The sequence below is a fragment of the Chitinophaga lutea genome, assembly GCF_003813775.1.
Taxonomy (GTDB): domain Bacteria; phylum Bacteroidota; class Bacteroidia; order Chitinophagales; family Chitinophagaceae; genus Chitinophaga; species Chitinophaga lutea.
On sequence record NZ_RPDH01000002.1, the window covers coordinates 187,349 to 204,761 of the forward strand.

At 54.7% G+C, this 17,413-nt stretch carries 16 protein-coding genes; 5 read left to right on the top strand and 11 right to left on the bottom strand.

Annotated features, from left to right (window positions below; genetic code table 11):
• Nucleotides 1–20: 20 nt before the first annotated feature.
• Both EGT74_RS12995 and ric read right to left on the bottom strand, forming a co-directional pair.
• Nucleotides 21–506 carry a c-type cytochrome gene (locus EGT74_RS12995; RefSeq protein ID WP_123847018.1) on the bottom strand — a complete coding sequence of 162 codons (486 nt, stop codon included), beginning with the start codon at nucleotides 504–506 and terminating at the stop codon, nucleotides 21–23.
• Nucleotides 507–599: 93 nt separating this feature from the next.
• Nucleotides 600–1,352 (bottom strand): iron-sulfur cluster repair di-iron protein, encoded by a 753-nt coding sequence (gene ric / locus EGT74_RS13000; RefSeq protein ID WP_123847019.1) that lies wholly within the window; start codon nucleotides 1,350–1,352, stop codon nucleotides 600–602.
• Nucleotides 1,353–1,681: 329 nt separating this feature from the next.
• Here ric and EGT74_RS13005 point away from each other — a divergent pair, with 329 nt between their 5' ends.
• From EGT74_RS13005 to EGT74_RS13015, 3 genes are read left to right on the top strand one after another with little or no spacing between them, the layout of a single operon-like run.
• Complete coding sequence (locus tag EGT74_RS13005; RefSeq protein ID WP_123847020.1) at nucleotides 1,682–2,083, top strand: hypothetical protein; 402 nt, start codon at nucleotides 1,682–1,684, stop codon at nucleotides 2,081–2,083.
• Nucleotides 2,084–2,087: 4 nt separating this feature from the next.
• On the top strand, nucleotides 2,088–2,684 hold the full coding sequence (locus EGT74_RS13010) for a methyltransferase domain-containing protein (protein ID WP_123847021.1): 597 nt from the start codon (nucleotides 2,088–2,090) through the stop codon (nucleotides 2,682–2,684).
• Between the two features lie 4 nt (nucleotides 2,685–2,688).
• Complete coding sequence (locus tag EGT74_RS13015; protein WP_123847022.1) at nucleotides 2,689–2,928, top strand: hypothetical protein; 240 nt, start codon at nucleotides 2,689–2,691, stop codon at nucleotides 2,926–2,928.
• A 1-nt stretch (nucleotide 2,929) separates the two neighbouring features.
• Here the strand turns inward: EGT74_RS13015 and EGT74_RS13020 are convergent, their stop codons facing one another.
• From EGT74_RS13020 to EGT74_RS13060, 9 genes are all read right to left on the bottom strand, one after another.
• Nucleotides 2,930–3,346, bottom strand: a complete 417-nt coding sequence (locus EGT74_RS13020) for a DUF1579 family protein (protein ID WP_158618126.1) — start codon at nucleotides 3,344–3,346, stop codon at nucleotides 2,930–2,932.
• 94 nt (nucleotides 3,347–3,440) lie between these two features.
• On the bottom strand, nucleotides 3,441–3,947 hold the full coding sequence (locus EGT74_RS13025; RefSeq protein WP_123847024.1) for an N-acetyltransferase: 507 nt from the start codon (nucleotides 3,945–3,947) through the stop codon (nucleotides 3,441–3,443).
• A 51-nt stretch (nucleotides 3,948–3,998) separates the two neighbouring features.
• Nucleotides 3,999–4,580, bottom strand: a complete 582-nt coding sequence (locus EGT74_RS13030; RefSeq protein WP_123847025.1) for a hypothetical protein — start codon at nucleotides 4,578–4,580, stop codon at nucleotides 3,999–4,001.
• An 8-nt stretch (nucleotides 4,581–4,588) separates the two neighbouring features.
• Nucleotides 4,589–5,422, bottom strand: a complete 834-nt coding sequence (locus tag EGT74_RS13035; protein WP_123847026.1) for a hypothetical protein — start codon at nucleotides 5,420–5,422, stop codon at nucleotides 4,589–4,591.
• A gap of 69 nt (nucleotides 5,423–5,491) precedes the next feature.
• Entirely contained in the window at nucleotides 5,492–6,193 is a 702-nt protein-coding gene (locus tag EGT74_RS13040) for a DUF2589 domain-containing protein (protein ID WP_220392876.1), read from the bottom strand.
• A gap of 48 nt (nucleotides 6,194–6,241) precedes the next feature.
• Nucleotides 6,242–6,658, bottom strand: a complete 417-nt coding sequence (locus EGT74_RS13045; protein ID WP_123847027.1) for a DUF2589 domain-containing protein — start codon at nucleotides 6,656–6,658, stop codon at nucleotides 6,242–6,244.
• Nucleotides 6,659–6,849: 191 nt separating this feature from the next.
• Nucleotides 6,850–8,805 (bottom strand): DNA ligase D, encoded by a 1,956-nt coding sequence (gene ligD, locus EGT74_RS13050; protein WP_246008205.1) that lies wholly within the window; start codon nucleotides 8,803–8,805, stop codon nucleotides 6,850–6,852.
• Between the two features lie 50 nt (nucleotides 8,806–8,855).
• Nucleotides 8,856–10,238 (bottom strand): sugar porter family MFS transporter, encoded by a 1,383-nt coding sequence (locus tag EGT74_RS13055; RefSeq protein WP_317126727.1) that lies wholly within the window; start codon nucleotides 10,236–10,238, stop codon nucleotides 8,856–8,858.
• A gap of 12 nt (nucleotides 10,239–10,250) precedes the next feature.
• On the bottom strand, nucleotides 10,251–11,138 hold the full coding sequence (locus tag EGT74_RS13060) for an AraC family transcriptional regulator (RefSeq protein WP_123847029.1): 888 nt from the start codon (nucleotides 11,136–11,138) through the stop codon (nucleotides 10,251–10,253).
• 330 nt (nucleotides 11,139–11,468) lie between these two features.
• On the opposite strand from EGT74_RS13060, the gene EGT74_RS13065 reads away from it, so the two are divergent.
• Together EGT74_RS13065 and EGT74_RS13070 are read left to right on the top strand one after the other, a co-directional pair.
• Entirely contained in the window at nucleotides 11,469–14,750 is a 3,282-nt protein-coding gene (locus EGT74_RS13065) for a DUF5107 domain-containing protein (protein WP_123847030.1), read from the top strand.
• On the top strand, nucleotides 14,747–17,323 hold the full coding sequence (locus EGT74_RS13070) for a glycoside hydrolase family 2 TIM barrel-domain containing protein (protein ID WP_123847031.1): 2,577 nt from the start codon (nucleotides 14,747–14,749) through the stop codon (nucleotides 17,321–17,323). The genes EGT74_RS13065 and EGT74_RS13070 overlap by 4 nt, the downstream gene beginning before the upstream one ends.
• The last annotated feature ends 90 nt before the right edge of the window (nucleotides 17,324–17,413 follow it).

Consider the following 17,413-nt stretch of genomic DNA (forward strand, 5'->3'; position numbering starts at 1 on the left):
GTTTTTAAGGGAGTGATGGTTTAGTTTTTACCGTCGTTTTTACGCAGGAATTCGAGTACAGCGCGTGCATCTTCATCCGAAAGATTCTGGTTGGGCATTCTCACCATGCATACTTCGAGCATGGCCTGCGCATCGGCGTCTTTGTTGAGCATTTCATCCACGTTGGTGATGAAGTTCATGATCCATTCCGGCGTTCTTCTGTCTGTCACCCCTTTCCAGCCGGGGCCTACGAGTTTTTCTTCCGTGAGGCGGTGGCAGGAGGTACATTTCAGTTCAGCCACGGTTTTGCCTTTCTGCACCATCGCTTCGTCGAGCGGGTGCGTCAGCTGCACATCGCGGAACTTGCCGATGCCTTTCGGATCGGCCGCCGGTTTGTCGGCCACCATGCTGTTATCCGCGGCGGGCGCAGCTGGCGTCTGTTCGTCTTTCTGAGTGGTATTGCCGCCGCAGGCCGAACAAAATACCACCGCGGCGATGGTCAGAATTTGAAAATAAATACGATTCATATGAAACAGGTTTTACGGGAATTACATGACAAATATTGTTGTTATTGCATTGCCGGACGATGACGGCCATCAATGTAACGGATGATGTTCGTGTCACCGCGGGATGGCGCAGCTGGCGCCGGTACTGCTCACGCGCTCTTCCAGCTGTGCAGCCTTCGGGAAGAGGATGTTGTTCTCGAGGTGGATATGCAGGTGCAGGTCGTCGCGGAACTCTTTCAATAAGCCGTAAGTTACCCGGTAAGTATTGCAGGCATCGGGCGGCGGGGTGAAATCATCGCTCAGATCCGTCATCTGCTGAAAGCGGTCGCCTTCCTGGCTATGTTCGTGCATCATGGCGGCGATGGGCGCCTGCACCGAGCCGAATGCCGGCGGGAGCCAGGCGCCACCTTCCTGCACTGTCTGCACGAGCCGGCGGATATAAGGGAACAGCACCTGTTCTTCTTTTTTCATATGCAGGAGCAGCTCTTCCGCCGCTGCGAAAAACTGGTCGCTGATGGCCTCCAGTTCCGGATGCGCCCCGCCGTGCACGCTGCACAGCTTATGCAGGAAACCTTCCAGGACGGGAATCTGGGTGGTCACGTAGGTGTGGTGCGTCTGCTGGATGTGGCTCGCCAGCACGTCGGGCCCCCAGCTGTTGTAGTCCACGGTATCGCCGCGCCGCATCGCCTGTACGTTTTCCAGTGCTGCGGTAACCTTCGAAGGGTCGATGTTTTTGATGCCGCAGGCTTCGCCCACCGTCATGTGCCCCTTGCAGCAAAAGTCGATATTGAATTGTTTGAAGATCGCGGCGGTGTGATAGTTACCTGCCACCAGTTGACCGATAACGGCCTGTTCGAGATTATTCATAATATAATAATTAAATGGGTATTAATTAAAGATGATTTAATCTTTTAATCATACTCAAAGCTAGTGGATATTCAGTTATTAAAAGATGCAAATGTCCTTAATTATGGTTTGCGCTGAAAACGGGCGGGGGAGGGCTGTCGGGAAAGCGGGCAAGGGCCGTGCATATCGGAAAAAAGAAGAATTTGCGTCATTTCGCGGCCTGACTAGAATCATACGGGGCGCAGGTACAATTGTCTTAAAAACGGGCATAAAACGCCTGAAATCGCCTCAAAATGAGCCTGGAAGAGAACAGCTGTTCATAAAACAATAAAAAGTGGTACCTTTGCACCATGAAAGTATCAACTATTTCGCGTCCCGGAATGCAATTTACACCGGAACATGAGTGGATGGATGTGAACGGAACGGTTGGATTTGTGGGTCTCTCGGCTCATAAACTCAAAGGCATAAAAGAAATCGATGATATCAAATGGCGTCCATGCAGAGGCCAGATCAAAAAGGGTACCTTGATAGCGGAAATCCATGCGGGGAAAACCATCATCCCCATTCACGCACCCGTTAACTGCAACTATTTAGGGCAAAACCAACAACTGAACGGTAACCTCAACCTGGTACTGGAGAGTCCCCAGGACAGAGGCTGGCTGTTTTTTATCAGTCCTTCCAAGTTTTTTAACAACGCTCCCTTGCTCAGTCCTGATGAATACAAGGAACTGATCCGTACGCAAAAAAACTAATACGTTGGAGAAAACACTGTTAAAGCGTGGGTATTTTGCCAACGATGCAGCGTTTGATTGGCTGTATCCGCAAAAAATCCGCGAATTATCCAAGCGGCACTGGACACCGCTGGCCATCGCAGAGCAGGCAGCGGATTTCCTCGCCGACGCACCCGGCAAAAAGATACTCGACATCGGCAGCGGAGTAGGCAAATTCTGCATCGCCGCTGCGCATTTCCAGCCGCAGGCCACGTTTTATGGCGTGGAGCAGCGCTACAAGCTTCACCAGTATGCCCAGGCCGCCAAAGATGTGGCACAGATCAGCAATGCTGAATTCGTGCATGAAAACATCACCCGGCTCGACCTTTCTTCGTACGACAATTTTTACTTCTACAATTCCTTCTTCGAAAACCTGGACGATAACGATCGGATAGACGAGGAAGTGGCTTATTCCACCAACCTGTATATTCAATATTGCCGGCATTTGTACCGTTCGCTGGAACGCAAACCGGCAGGAACGCGCCTGGTGACGTTTCATAGTATGCAGGATGAGGTGCCGCCGTCGTTTCAGGCGACATATGTATCAGACGACTTACAGTTAAAAATGTGGATCAAAAGATAAAATCATGACAGCAGATCAATTCGTGTTGGAGACTATTGAAAAGATCAGGATCGCAGATACCAATGATACGGTAAAGGCGATCGTCACCGCAGCCAGACAATCCTCCGGAGCTGAAGATATTACAGGCAGCCTGCTGGCCGCCCTTGAAGAGGTTTCACCGCTGACTTGCACCAGCGATCAGTGGGACCGCCTTCGTTTCGCTAAAATGATGCTGTACAAACCTGGTGTTGCGCAGCCGGCTTAAATCACTGCTTTTCGAGCCGAACCGCCAGCCAGGGTTCCCATTTATTATTATCCGACAGTTTTTCCCAGGTACCTGACAGCACCTGCGCGTTGCTGCTGAACGTAAAAATACCGCGTTCGGAAGCCGATGTGAACGTCCACGCATTGTCGTGAAAGCTGCCCGCCGATACCTGCAGGCGTCCGGCAGCGTCGAAATGGTGCATGGAAAAATGGCGAAGCTCCTCGTCGTAACTGATGATTTCCAGCCCAATGACAGGTTCCGTTCCCATCGTGACGGCGATGCGGTGGAGGAGGAGGCTGCTGCCTTCGTACCATTCGTAACTGTCGGTGCCTTCCAGCTGCCGGGAAGGGTCGGCCACGAGCTGGCCGGTGGTGCGCCAGGTGCCGACAAGCGTTTCAAGTGCAGGATTCCGTTGCATATGCGATGATATTGAATACGCTGTAAAAATAAAGCGAAACCACTCCGCAGCCATTGGCATATGCGCCATCTTCACGGCGGTTCGCGCCAGTCCCTTACGCCTTTACCAGGTACACGAACGGCAGGGGTAAATCATCCGCCCGTTGTTCCGCTACTTCAGCTTTCTTAAATCCGTACCGCTCCAACAACCCGATAGCCGGGCTTTCCGCATGTTCCGCGAGCCAGATCGCATCGTATTGATTGCCGAGGCCGATGCATTTCTCCAGCAAAGCCACCTGGTCTGCGTACGCCCGCAGCATAAAAAATGCCGTGATGCCCATGCTGCGTTTGTCGTGCAGGACGGGTGGGCGTTTCCCTTTCGCGCTGAGGCGGGCGAAGCCTACGGCTTCTTCGCCGGCATAGGCCACCAGCCATTGGTTCGAGAAATTATTGATGCTGTCTGTAAGCGTCTTTTCGTTGAAGTGCGTGGTAATGTAGTGTTCCAGCACGGCGGCCTGTGCGAGACCTGCATATTTTTCCAGAACGATGGCGCGGCCCAGCCGGGCAATGTCTGCAATCACGCTGTCTGCAGCGACGACGAATTTCACGGTGATGGTTTCCATCCGGTAAAGGTAACACCGGTAGGGCACAAATTACCGGATCAGATCAGGGCGTCAATCATGCTTCATCTGCGCGGCGAGGGCTTCCAGTATGATCAGCGCATCGTACATGCTCACGGTCATGAGCACACGTTTCTGTGCGAGTGCGATATTGCTGTCTGCCGAGAGCGCTTTCCAGATGCCCTGTAAAGCCGCTTCGGTATTGGCGCCGGCGAGAATCGCATCGTTGAGGATGCCGTGCTGCAATCCTGCCAGCATGATCTGTACCATTACCTCGCGCGCTTCCTGCAGTTTGACGTTACCGGCGGCATATTCGTCGCGGAGCAGGTGTTCCAGCGTTTGCAGTACTTTCAGCTGCACGCCCGTTTTCATATCGCTTTTGCGGAGGGTGACACGCTCATGCGTTTGGGGATGGATGCCGCGTTCGGCCGTTGCCAGTTCCGCCCGCAGCAGCTGCGCCTGGCTTTCCCGGTCGGTATGCCCGCCTTCCTTATAGCGGGCGATGATTTTGTCGAGCAACAGCTTCAATGTTCTTTCCGTGTCGAAATCCTTCCTGCTATACTTGCCCGAGGCCTCGCTGAAGGCTTCGAGCAGCTGGGTGAGCTGTTGCTGGTCGTTATGGTAAAACCGCTGCATACATGTTGTTATTCAAATTCCACCAATAATTCTTCTTTGCCTGTTTCTTCGTTCCGCACGGTTTTCACGAACACGCCTTCTTCCATGATTTTTGCCTTGATGGTGAACACCGTGGCGTCGCTGCTGCCGTTTTTTACCACATTGGTTTCGGGGTTCACCAGCAGGTTCTCCATTTTGCTCTGCGATACCAGCGTATTCTCTTTTATTTTCTGGATCACTTCCTGCAGCGCCTGGCTGAACAGTTCGTTCTGCGGGTTCTGGCGCTTGTATTCTTCGAGCAGGTTGTATTCTTCGATGGCGATGTTAAACACCTCGGCGAAACAGACCTGTGCAATGTTTTCGGGTTTGGAGGGGTCGGTATTGGCCACCAGCAGCTGGTAGAATTTTGAAATAGCGGCCGGGCTGCTGGAAATGATGGCCCTTTTACTGCGGAGGGTATTGTTAACGGCCGGTTTGAATGCCGTTTCCACCTGCGGCTGCTGGCCGAACACCGGTTTGGTGAACACGTCGTTCTTGACGCTGCTAAAATCGATGTCTACCTTGCTGCGCCTGATCAGGATCGTTTGAATGGCGGAGTTGACGCGGTTCTGAATGTACCGCGTAAAGTCTGCTTCCTTCATGCTGAACAACAGGGCGGTAGTGAATTTGGCGGACGAGATCAGGACGGGGATGGTAAGCTCCATTTCGGGGATCTTGAAACGCGGTACGGAAAAATGTTTCAGCACGTCGTCTTTCGCATACGCGATGGCCATGTCTTTCGCCACCCGGTCTGCATGATCGCGGGCGCGTGTGATCTCGGAAAAAATAAAACCTACATAGTCCGCCAGTGTGATATTTGACATATTGATTCAGGTTGTTGGGAAAAGAGAAAAACGGTACCTGCGCGGTGTTGCACAGGTACCGGTATGTGCTTATGCAGACAGCAGGCCGAGGATTTTTTCCAGGCCGCCGGGCATTTCATCCTGCACGGCTTTCACGTTTACGTTGAGCGCGAACTCTTTTTTCACTTCCACGCCGGTTACGGATTTGCGCTGATAGGAGGCAGACACCTTGAAGCTCACGGGGCCCCATCCTGCTTTTACTTCGGCATTTACGCCGAGCGCGTCGGACACGGTGTTGGACTCTACCGAGTTGAGTTTGGCGTTGAAGTCGATGATCACGTGCTCGATACGGAGGCTGGGGATGGGCAGCATGGCGAGCAGGGGAACTTTCACGGCTACGCTTTTGACGAGCGGGCTGCCGTCTTCTTTCACGTCTTTTCTTTCGTGGCTGAAGTCGACCATCACGAGTGTTTTTTTACCGTCGTCTTCCACGAAACCAACTGAATTGATGAAGTTAACGGTGGCGAGGGAGCTGGCTACCTGTGCATCCACAGCTGCCTGGAGCGGCCCGCCGATCATTTTTTTGAAGTCGATGTTGTTCAGTTCCGCTACCAGGTTAGTGGAAACGCCTTTGGCAACGGACGCTTTTTTGGGGGCTACGGCACCGGAGAGTTTGGTCACCGTGTCCACCGCTGCATCGGTGGCGTGTGCTACTGAGGGTACGGGGGCATCAGCAGTGCGCTGTGCTACCTTGGGCCGTGGGGTGCGGCTTTTGACATTGATCTTTGCCATTGTTTTTTGACATTTAGTGATAAAAAGGGGTTATATGATTCGGAGGTATTATGAAGGGATGACAAGCGCATCTGTGAACGATGCCGGCAATTCGTCCTGCACGGCTTTCACCTGCATATGCATCTGGTAAGAAGCGTTGCCGGTACTGCGCCGGTTAGCCAGGCCCGCATAAGCGGCGGTGTTCATTTTTACGTTGAAGTCTACGTTCACTTCCTGAATGCGCAGGCAGGTGAGGGGGATCAAAGAGAGCAGGGGGACCTGTAACTGCACGGTGTCGCCGGCGGCCCGCTGATACGAAAAATCAGTCATCACGGGTTGCTGCCGGTCATCGAAACCGATCTGTCTGACGAGATTCGCTGTTGCCAGGCTCTGCGCGGTTTGCGCTTCCATGGCGGCCTGCAGGGGTGCGGCAATAATCTGTCGCAAAGCCATCACGGCTGTTGAGGGTGTCGCTTTCGGGGTCATATCAAATATCAGTTTTTCCAATAGCTCTATCTTGAAACTATCAGGGTGTTTCGGTCAATTGTGCTGGAAAATGCTGCTGTGTAGTAATCGGGTCCGGGGTTACGCGTCTGTTCCTATCTCACTGTTTGGGGCCGGGGTTAAAAATCTGTGTGCAATATTAGAGAAGAATTTTGATTCACACAAAAAAAATTTTAACCGCGCTTTTGCAGGATGCGCAAAACACGTTGGATGCTGACGCCTTTTCCAAGCACCGGTTTAAACAGGTCGCCTTCGGTTTTGATGCGCTCCATGGCGTTGCGGATGTGAAAATCTTTCAGCTGCAAACCTTTTTTTACTTCGTCCCAGTGCAATGGCATACTCACGGTGGCGCCGGGTTTCGGCCGCAGCGAATAAGGCGCGGCGAGGGTTGCTTTGGGCCTGTTCTGTAAATAGTCGATGTAGATTTTTCCTTTCCGGTTACGGGTCATCCGCTCGATGCTGGTGAACTTCGGCAACCGCCGGTGCACCTCCGCCGCGATGAGTTTGCCGAACAGCTGGCATTCGTCGTACGTATATTTTGCCTGCAGCGGAATGTAAATATGGATACCTGTGGAGCCGGAGGTTTTGGGATAGCCTTTTACCCTCAGCTCGTCCAGTACGGTCTTCACCGCCTGTGCGGTCTGGATCACCTGCGCGAAAGTATTACCGGTGTCGGGGTCGAGATCGAGGCAGCACCAGTCCGGATGATCAGGCTTAAAAATCGTGCTGTTCCAGGGATTGATCTCAATGGAGCCGAGGTTAGCCATCCACAGCAAACCCGCTTCATTTTCAGGCACCATAAAATTCTTATCCTCGCCTTCGCTGGTGGTGTATGGCTGGCGCTTCACCCAGTCCGGCGCCGTTTCCGTCACATCTTTCTGATAAAAACTTTTGCCGTTGATGCCGTTGGGATAACGGTTGAGCGACTGCGGCCGGTTGATGATATATGGAAGGATGTAGGGCGCCACCTGGTAATAATAGTTCAGCATATCGCGCTTGGTGTATTTTTCCGCCGGCCAGTAAATCTTGTCGAGGTTATTGAACGCCAGCTGGTGCCCGTTGATGGTTTTCACCTGCGTGGCTTCCGAAGGGTTCAGCAGCGTTTTGCGTTCCGCCTTGCCCGGTTTTTTCAGCGGCACGCCCGGATGCAGTACCTGTTCCAGTTCCACGGGCTTTTCCGCGGTAACGGATTTCGCGTCTTTGTCGCCGCGCATGCCTTCGAAAGACGGATGCCGCATCACGCCGTCGGACGTTATTTCCGTATAACTCACTTCGCAAACGAGATCGGGTTTTATCCAGACAGCTTCGGCTTTGGGCGGATTTGGGCGGAAGCGGGAAGGTTTGTTCACATCGGGGACAACGGCGAACGGCGGCTTTTTAACGATCCGCGGCTTAAACAATTTCATCATGGCCGCCTGCTGCAGTGTATTGAAACCTGTTCCTATTTTGCCCGTGTACTGCAGGGCGCCGTTCTCGAAAACACCCACCAGCAGGGAACTGAATGCTTTCGGGCTGCCTTCGTTCCTGGTGAAGCCGCCGATCACCACTTCGTGCCTTTTCTGCGCTTTTATTTTCAGCCAGTGCGGACTGCGTTCGCCGGGCTCGTAAAGACTGTCTGCTTTTTTGGCGATGATTCCTTCCAACCCCATTTCACCGGCCGCCGCCAGAAAGTCGGGCGCGGAACTTTCAAAATGCTCACTGAGGCGGATGAGCCCCGATGCGGGCACGATCGCCTCCAGTTGCCGCCGGCGTTCGGTAAGTGGTTTGTTCAGCAGGCTGCGGCCGTTGAGGCGTAACAGGTCGAACACGTAATAAACCAGCTGCCCGTCCGCCTCGCTCCGCCAGTTCTGCAGGGAGCCGAAGTGGGCGATGCCATGGTCGTTCAGGACACAAATTTCCCCGTCCACCACCGCATTTACGCCCCATTGACGCAACGCTTCGTGCACGGGGTAAAACTTGTCGTTAAAGGATTTGTTGTTGCGTGAAACCAGCTCCGCTTTTCCTTTGCTGCAATAGGCAATGGCGCGGTAACCGTCCCATTTCACCTCGTACAGCCAGCCGGGCTCGTCGAATGCCCGGGTAGTGAGCGTGGCCAGCATCGGGGAAATCAGCTTTGTCGTAACTGCCATAAACAGGGTACAGCATAAAGCGTACCTTTTTGTAACGGCAGTAGGGGAGCCTAATGTACCGCCATCGCCATTTCGATTTCTTCGAGCGTTTTGTTCCCCGTTTCGGGCACATACCTTTTCAGGATAAGGAAGTACACGAAGCAGATGCCGGCGAACAGGAAGAAGGTTTCATGCGGCGTGAGGGCGGCAATCAGTACGGGGAAGCCGTAGGCCAGCGCGAAACAGGCTGCCCAGAGCATGGCGGTAGCCACGGCCATGGCCATGCCGCGCACTTTGGTGGGGAATATTTCGGAAATGAGCACCCAGGTAACGGGCGCCAGGGTAGTGGCATAGGTGGCGATGAAAGCCATCACGAAACCGGTGAGCCAGTACCCGGAGAAGAAATTGAAATAATAACACAGCCCGATCACCAGCAGCCAGCCGGCCATCAGCAGGGAACCGCCCTGCATGAGCTTTTTGCGGCCCCAGCGGTCTACGAGCCGCATCGCCACCAGGGTGAACACCAGGTTGGTAGCGCCGATGAGAATTTGCTGGAACAGCTGGTCGGCCACGTTCATGCCGGCCTTTTCAAAGATGATGGGGGCATAGAAAAACACGGCGTTGGCGCCGGAAATCTGCTGGAAAACGGCGATGACGATCCCCAGTATCACCACATACCGCACGCCTTTTTTCCACAGGTCGCGGAAACTGCCTTTTTCCGCGTGCAGTGTTTTTTCGATCTGCGCCACTTCACGCTGCATTTCATCAGGACCGGAAATTTCAGCCAGCACCTTCATCGCTTCGGCGGTATGGCCTTTGGAGAAGAGCCAGCGTGGGCTTTCCGGCACAAAAAACACGCATATAAAAAACAGTGCGGCAGGAATGGCCCCGGAGCTGAACATCCAGCGCCAGTTATCTTCCACGCCCGCCAGCAGGTAATTGCTCAGGTAGGCCAGTAAAATGCCGATCACGATGGTGAGCTGGTTGACGGACACCATGCGGCCACGGATGGCGGCGGGGCTCACTTCGGCAATGTACAGCGGCGACAGGATAGATGCCGCCCCAACGGCCACGCCGGCGAGTATACGCCAGGCGATGAGGCTTTCATAGGAAGAGGCCCAGCCCATCATAAGACTGGATACGGCGAATATGAACGCAGCCACGATCAGCGGCGGTTTACGCCCGAACCGGTCGGTCAGCACCCCGGTGATCAGCGAACCGATGAAACAGCCCACGTACAGGGAACTACCGGTCCAGCCCAGCTGTGCGTTACTGAGATCATAATAAGGTTGAATGAACGGGATGGTGCCGGAAAACACGGCGATGTCGAAACCGAAGAGCAGCCCGCCGAAAGCGGCTACGAGACTGATCAGCAGGATGTGAAACTGTTTTTTCATAACTGGTTCTAAAGATAAACCGAAGCCGCTTCGGCTGTTTGGAATATCGCCTGAAATAGATGGACTTTTTTACGATGGACGGATCTCTTTTTTATTCCGGTATTCCCGCGGAGAGATGCCCATGAGGGAGTGGAACAGCCGGGAAAAATAGTATTGGTCGTCGATGCCCACCGCCTGACCGATCTCGCTGATGCGGAGCGTGGTGAACTGCAGCAGCTGGCAGGCTTTCTGCATTTTCAGGTGATTGAAATATTCCATGGGAGAGAAGCCCGTTTTTTTCCGGAAGATGCTGGAGAAATGGGAGGTGGAAAGGTTGACGGCCGCCGCCACTTCCTGCAGGCTGAGTGAGTTGGCAATGTTCTTCCGGAGGAATTCGATCGCGTCTTCCGCCGGGTCGGATCCTGCTTCCTGCTTGAGGAGGCTGAATTTGTCCGGGTAGATGAACGACGACAAAAAGTAATGCAGGCTGAGGCTGCAGAAAGAGAGGTTGTCGATGCTGTAGCCGCTTTGCAGGTGCCGGTACATGTTATGAAAGATGCGTATCTGGTCTTCGTTGTACTTTACATAATTCTGCGCGGTTTCCATGCGCTCGTGCAGCAGGGAGGCCAGTTGGTTGCCCATCGGCCCTTTGAAGTGCATCCAGTAAATAGACCAGGGAGAGCGCTCGGAGGCCCAGTAGCTGTGCGTAGCGCCGGCCGGTACGAGCAGGTAATTGAACGGGTTGATGTCGTATTCCTGCCCGTTGATCACGCAGCCGCCATTGCCGTCCACACAATAAATGAGGATATGCTGCTCGCTGCCCTGGCGGCGTTCGCGGTAGTGGAATTTGGCGCGGGGATAATACCCGATGTCCGTGATGAAGAGGGATTGCAGCAAAGGATGCTCCTGGCAGCCTGCGATCACTTTGCGCGGCAGCACAATGGCCTCCTGTCCCTCAAAACCTTCTTTCTTTTTCATCCGTTTTCATTTGTCGTTGTCAGCGGCCTGGTGAAACAGTATTTTTCATCGGCGCAGCTGTATTATAATCAACTGCCGGTGCAGCGCATGCCATCACCGGTTGTGTGGTTGCTCCGGTGCGCCGGTTCACATCCGTCAGACTGTCCTGATGTTTATTATTAACGGTGTGCTGCGGTATCGTGGAATCAGCATAACATCGTCCGTAAAATAGCCATTAACCGGTTTCCTGCCCCTAAGTTCCATAAAATAATCCATCTTTTCCAATACTTCCTCCATTGTATACGGCTGTAGCCGGTAATAAATTTGAACATACAATCAAGCCCGAAATTTATGGAGGTAAAAGCATGGAAAGAAACCGTTGTGTTGCCCACCTACGGTACCGGACAGCCGGAAAAAAATCCTATGTTCCTGGAAAAACGTGTATACCAGGGCAGCAGCGGCGTTGTGTACCCCAATCCCGTTATTGAAAAGATACTCGATGAAAAAGTGGATCGCCCTTACCTGGCCGTATTCCTGGAAAACGAATACCTGAAAATAATGCTGCTGCCCGAATTGGGCGGCAGGGTGCACATGGCCTGGGACAAGATCCGGGAGCGCCATTTCGTATATTATAACCAGGTGATCAAACCCGCCCTGGTGGGCCTCACCGGGCCGTGGATCTCCGGCGGCATCGAATTCAACTGGCCGCAGCATCACCGCCCCAGCACATTCGAAGCGGTGGATTGCACCATCCGCGAAAATGCCGACGGCAGCAAAACCGTGTGGATGAATGAAGTGGAACTGATGTTCCGCACCAAGGGGCTCGTGGAATTTACGCTGTACCCCGGCAAAGCTTACCTGGAAATCAAGGGCCATCTCTACAACCGTACCGCCCTGCCGCAGACCTTCCTCTGGTGGGCCAACCCGGCGGTGAAGGTGAATGATCATTACCAGTCCGTTTTCCCGCCCGATGTACATGCGGTGTTCGATCACGGCAAACGCGACGTGTCCGATTTCCCGGTGGCCAAAGGCACTTATTATAAAGTAGATTACGCGCCGGGTACGGATATTTCCCGGTATAAGAATATTCCCGTTCCCACCTCGTACATGGCTATGCATTCGGATTACGACTTCATCGGCGGTTACGAGCACGATACCGGTGCGGGCGTGCTGCACGTCGCCAATCATCATATTTCACCGGGTAAAAAACAATGGACCTGGGGGAACGGCGATTTCGGGAAGGCCTGGGATCGTAACCTGACGGATGAAGACGGGCCTTATATCGAAATCATGACCGGGGTGTTCACGGACAACCAGCCGGATTTTTCGTGGCTGCAGCCGAACGAGGAAAAGAACTTCACGCAATACTTCATGCCCTATGCCAACACCGGCCTTGTTAAAAACGCCACCAAAGAGGCTATGGTGAACCTGGAACAGGAAAACGGGGAGGCGGTGATCAGGGCATATGCCACCGCGCGTTACAACGGCGCGAAGATTTTATTGAAAGCAGGCGGAAAGACCGTATTTGAAACAACCGCCGACCTTTCGCCCGAAGCGCCCTTCGAAACGAGGGTGAAAACCACCGCAGCCGGTTTGTTGCTGGAAGTGCGCGACCAGTCCGGCAAACTGCTGGTAGGCTACGACGCGGTGCAAAAGCCGTCCGATTTCGTTGCCAGGCCCGCCACACCGGCACCCGCGCCGAAGGATGTGGAAAGCACCGAACTGTTGTACCTGCACGGCCTGCACATCGAGCAATACCGCCATGCCACGTATTCCGCGAAAGATTATTACGAAGAAGCGCTGCGCCGCGACGAAGGAGACGCCCGTTGCAACAACGCCATGGGCCTCTGGTATCTGCGCCGGGGGCAGTTCGCCCAGGCGGAGCCTTATTTCCGCCGGGCCATTGCGCGGGTAACGCTGCGCAATCCGAATCCGGCCGACGGGGAGGCGTACTATCATCTCGGGCATTGCCTCATGCTGACGGATCGCCTGGAGGAGGCCGCGGCAGCGTTATATAAAGCTGCCTGGAACGGCGCGTGGCAAAGCGCCGCATGCTTCCTGCTGGCGCAGATCAGCGCCCGCCGGCACCAGTACGCCGAAGCCCTCGAACTGGCGGAACAAAGCCTGCTGGGCAACTACCACGGGCACAGCGTGCGCCACCTGAAAACAACACTGCTCCGCATGCTGGGGAAAACCGAAGCGGCGGTGGAATTTGCGCAGCAGTCCATCGGCATCGATCCCTTCAACTACGGCTGCCATTTTGAATTATTGCTCCTCACCGGGGCTGCGCCACTGCAACCGGCGCGTTTACATACTTACTTTGAATACGCACTCGATTATGCCGCCGCCGGCTTTTATACCGAAGCCGCGCAACTCCTGAAGGTGCCCGATACCACGCACCCGATGCGCCACTATTACCTGGGCTGGTGTTACGCCCGGCTCGGCGATCATATCACCGCCGCCAGCTTCTTTCAGCAGGCGTCGAAAGCCCCGGCCGACGGATGTTTCCCGCACCGCCTCGAAGAGATCGGCATTTTGCAGGCAGCGCTGCGCCATCAGCCAGGCGACGCCAAAGCCTGGTATTACCTGGGCAACCTCTGGTACGACAAACGGCAGTACAGTGAGGCAATGGACGCCTGGGAACGTTCTGCGTCGGCTGATCCATCATTCCCCACCGTATTCCGTAACCTTTCCCTGGCCTGGTTCAACAAACGCGGTGAGCCTGCCAGGGCGCTGGAATGCCTGCGCAAGGCCTTCGCGCTCGACGATACCGATGCACGGGTGTGCATGGAGCTGGATCAGCTTTATCGTATTTGTAACATCCCCGTGCAGGAAAGGACTGCGCTGCTCGACAAATACCCCGCACTGGTTGCTTCCCGCGACGATCTGTACCTCGAACGTATTTCGCTGTATAATCAGCAGTCTGCTTTTGAAACGGCGCGGCGCATGCTGGCCGGCCGCCGCTTCCATCCCTGGGAAGGCGGTGAAGGCAAGGTGGTGCGGCAGTTCATGGCGGCCCACATCGGGCTGGCACAGGAAGCCATCGTCACCGGGCAATATGAAGATGCGTTGCAGCTACTGGAAGCCTGTGCAGATTACCCCGCCAACCTGGGCGAAGGCAAATTGTACGGCGCGCAGGAAAATGACCGGCATTACCTGTTGGGCTGCGCCCTGCAGGGCATCGGCCGGGTAAAGGAGGCGCAGGAAGCGTTCCGGCTGGCCACGGAAGGCATCAGCGAACCGGTGCAGGCCATCTTTTATAACGATCCGCAACCCGATAAAATATTCTACCAGGGCCTGGCGTGGCTGCAACTCGAAGAAGCGGACAAGGCGCAGGCCATTTTCGAAAGGCTTATTCATTTTGCGGATACGCATCTGCACGATCAGATCAGGATTGACTATTTTGCCGTTTCGCTGCCGGACCTGCTGGTGTTTGACCAGGAACTCGACAAACGCAACCGCGTGCATTGCCTGTACCTGAAAGCCCTTGGCCATCTTGGCCTTGGACAGTACCCGGAAGCCAACCGCTTTTTTAATGAAGGACTGGCACTGGACGCCTATCACGAAGGCATTCATTTTCACCAGCGCATGATCCCGTTTATGAAACAACAGCTGAAAACAGTATTACCATGAGATGGAAGTCAGTCGTATGTAGTTTGTCTTTATTGTTAGCACTATACGTTCCGGCGGCCGGGCAATTCCTGTCTCTCTCGGGAGATTGGGAATACCGGCCGGATCCGGACAACAAAGGCATGCAGGAGCGTTGGTTCAGCCAGCGCTTCGGCAATCGCCTGCAACTGCCCGGCACGCTCGACGATGCCGGTTATGGCGATGCCGTGGTGCCACCTACTGAAAAAGATACCCTGCTGCACCTGACCCGCAAACACCGGTACGTAGGCGCGGCCTGGTACCGCCGCGAAATCACCGTGCCGCCGGGTTACACGGAACTCTTGCTGGAAAGGGTGATCTGGCACACCACGGTTTGGGTAGACGGGAAAATGATGGGCACGGCAGAAAGCCTGTCCACTCCACACCGCTTCACCGGTCTCAAACCCGGTAAACATGTCGTGGTATTGCGAATCGACAATAGCATGCGGTACGACATCAGCCACAAACTCATGGCGCATGCCTACACAGACGAAACGCAGATCATCTGGAACGGCGTAATCGGCCGCATCGGCCTGCAGAAACCGGCGCCGCAGGTACAGATCTACCCGGAACCGGATAAAAAACGCATTCGCGTCACGTTGACTGCGCCCGCCAGCCTGCGGTTGAAGAAAGGCAATGCGGTGATCGCCTCCAAAGCGGTTTCCGCGGGAGAGAGCTTTCTGCCGCTGGGCAGCGAGGTGGTTTATTGGGACGAATTCAATCCCGCGCTGTACACGCTGGAAGTAAACGGCACCGCTGTACAATTCGGCGTGCGGGAACTGAGCAACAAAAACGGATTGTTATATCTCAACGGCCGCCGCATTTTCCTGCGCGGTACGCTGGACTGCAATATATCCCCGCTTACCGGGCATCCCCCGATGACGAGGCAGGAGTGGGTAAAGGAGTTTGCCGTGGTGCGCAACTACGGTCTCAATCACGTGCGGTTCCACTCCTGGTGCCCGCCCGAAGCGGCTTTCCAGGCCGCGGACTCAATGGGCATCTACCTGCAGGTGGAACTGCCGCTGTGGGCGCTGAATGTAGGGGAGGATACCGCTGCGCTCCGTTTCCTGACGGAAGAAGCGCAACGGATCATCGCCAGCTACGGCAACCACCCTTCGTTCTGTTTATGGTCGATGGGTAATGAGCTCCAGGGCGATTTCAGCTGGCTGCAGCGCCTCACCACTTCGCTGAAGCAACAGGACAACCGCCGGCTGTACGCCACCACAACCTTCACTTTCCAGAAAGGGTACGGCGGCTGGCCGCTCAGGGAAGACGACTTCTTCGTTACGCAGTGGACCAATAAAGGATGGGTGCGCGGACAGGGGATCTTCAACACGAAAGCCCCCGGTTTCCGCCTGGACTATTCCGCGCCCATAGATAGTATGCCCGTGCCCGTGATATCGCACGAAATAGGGCAGTACTCCGTGTTCCCGGATATGCGCGAAATCGCGAAATACACCGGTGTGCTCGAGCCCCTGAACATGAAACTGGTGCGAAACCAGCTGGAACAGCGCAAACTGCTGCAGCAGGCCGCCGATTTCACCCAGGCAAGCGGCAAACTCGCCGTGCTGCTGTATAAGGAAGAAATCGAACGTGCGCTGAAAACGCCCGGTTTCAGCGGTTTCCAGTTACTCGACCTGCACGACTTCCCCGGCCAGGGTACCGCGCTGGTGGGCCTGTTGAACGCCTTCTGGGAAAGCAAAGGGCTCGTTACGCCGGAGGCGTTCCGCCAGTTCTGCGGACCGGTGGTGCCACTGCTGCGCTTTGAAAAAGCAACCTATGCGAACAACGAGATATTTGAAGCTAAAGCTGAAGTAGCCAACTTCAGCACACAAACATTCACCGCGGGACAGCTGCGTTGGGAAATCACCGGCGACGGCAAACGCCTGGCTGCCGGCCAGGGGCACATCCGCTACGATTTAAGCGCTATCACCACCGCCACAGCACTCGACGTCCGGTTGTATGTGGATGGCACTTCCTATACCAATCACTGGACCATCTGGGTATATCCCGCAAAAACCGATCTGCTCGCACCCGGAATCGTATTCACCCAATCGACGGACAGTGCGCTGGCTGCATTGGCCGCCGGGAAAACGGTATTGCTGAACCCTGATACAGCTGCCATCCGGGGGATTCCCGGTCGCTTTACATCCGTGTTCTGGAGCCCCGTGCATTTCCCGAACCAGCCAGGCTCCATGGGCCTGCTGCTCGACCCGAAGCATCCGGCGCTGGCGGCATTCCCAACGGAATTTCATACCAACTGGCAGTGGTGGGACCTCGTGACCCATTCCAAATCGATCGAATACGATGCTTTGCCCAAATGGCAGCCGGTGGTGCAGGTGATCGACAACTTTGTAAAGAACCGCCGCCTCGGCATCTTGTTCGAAGCGCGCGTAGGGAAGGGGAAACTGGTGCTCTGCACCGCTGATATCAGCCGTCAGCTCGATCAGCGAATCACCGCACGGCAGTTGCGCTACAGCCTGCAACAGTATATGCATTCACCTGCCTTCAACCCGGCAGTCACCATTACAGCGAAAGAATTAAAGTCTTTGTTATAGTAATTTGATCAGTATATCCCGGGGAAAACGTGGATTATGATAACCCGGGATATTTTCCATTTGTTGCCGTTAAATCTGCAGCGTCGCCCG

Bases quoted from the DNA above. Each gene is read 5' to 3' on its own strand.
- EGT74_RS12995 (WP_123847018.1), bottom strand. From the start codon at position 506: ATGAATCGTATTTATTTTCAAATTCTGACCATCGCCGCGGTGGTATTT.
- ric (WP_123847019.1), bottom strand. From the start codon at position 1,352: ATGAATAATCTCGAACAGGCCGTTATCGGTCAACTGGTGGCAGGTAAC.
- EGT74_RS13005 (WP_123847020.1), top strand. From the start codon at position 1,682: ATGAAAGTATCAACTATTTCGCGTCCCGGAATGCAATTTACACCGGAA.
- EGT74_RS13015 (WP_123847022.1), top strand. From the start codon at position 2,689: ATGACAGCAGATCAATTCGTGTTGGAGACTATTGAAAAGATCAGGATC.
- EGT74_RS13020 (WP_158618126.1), bottom strand. From the start codon at position 3,346: ATGCAACGGAATCCTGCACTTGAAACGCTTGTCGGCACCTGGCGCACC.
- EGT74_RS13025 (WP_123847024.1), bottom strand. From the start codon at position 3,947: ATGGAAACCATCACCGTGAAATTCGTCGTCGCTGCAGACAGCGTGATT.
- EGT74_RS13030 (WP_123847025.1), bottom strand. From the start codon at position 4,580: ATGCAGCGGTTTTACCATAACGACCAGCAACAGCTCACCCAGCTGCTC.
- EGT74_RS13035 (WP_123847026.1), bottom strand. From the start codon at position 5,422: ATGTCAAATATCACACTGGCGGACTATGTAGGTTTTATTTTTTCCGAG.
- EGT74_RS13040 (WP_220392876.1), bottom strand. From the start codon at position 6,193: ATGGCAAAGATCAATGTCAAAAGCCGCACCCCACGGCCCAAGGTAGCA.
- EGT74_RS13045 (WP_123847027.1), bottom strand. From the start codon at position 6,658: ATGACCCCGAAAGCGACACCCTCAACAGCCGTGATGGCTTTGCGACAG.
- ligD (WP_246008205.1), bottom strand. From the start codon at position 8,805: ATGGCAGTTACGACAAAGCTGATTTCCCCGATGCTGGCCACGCTCACT.
- EGT74_RS13060 (WP_123847029.1), bottom strand. From the start codon at position 11,138: ATGAAAAAGAAAGAAGGTTTTGAGGGACAGGAGGCCATTGTGCTGCCG.
- EGT74_RS13065 (WP_123847030.1), top strand. From the start codon at position 11,469: ATGGAGGTAAAAGCATGGAAAGAAACCGTTGTGTTGCCCACCTACGGT.
- EGT74_RS13070 (WP_123847031.1), top strand. From the start codon at position 14,747: ATGAGATGGAAGTCAGTCGTATGTAGTTTGTCTTTATTGTTAGCACTA.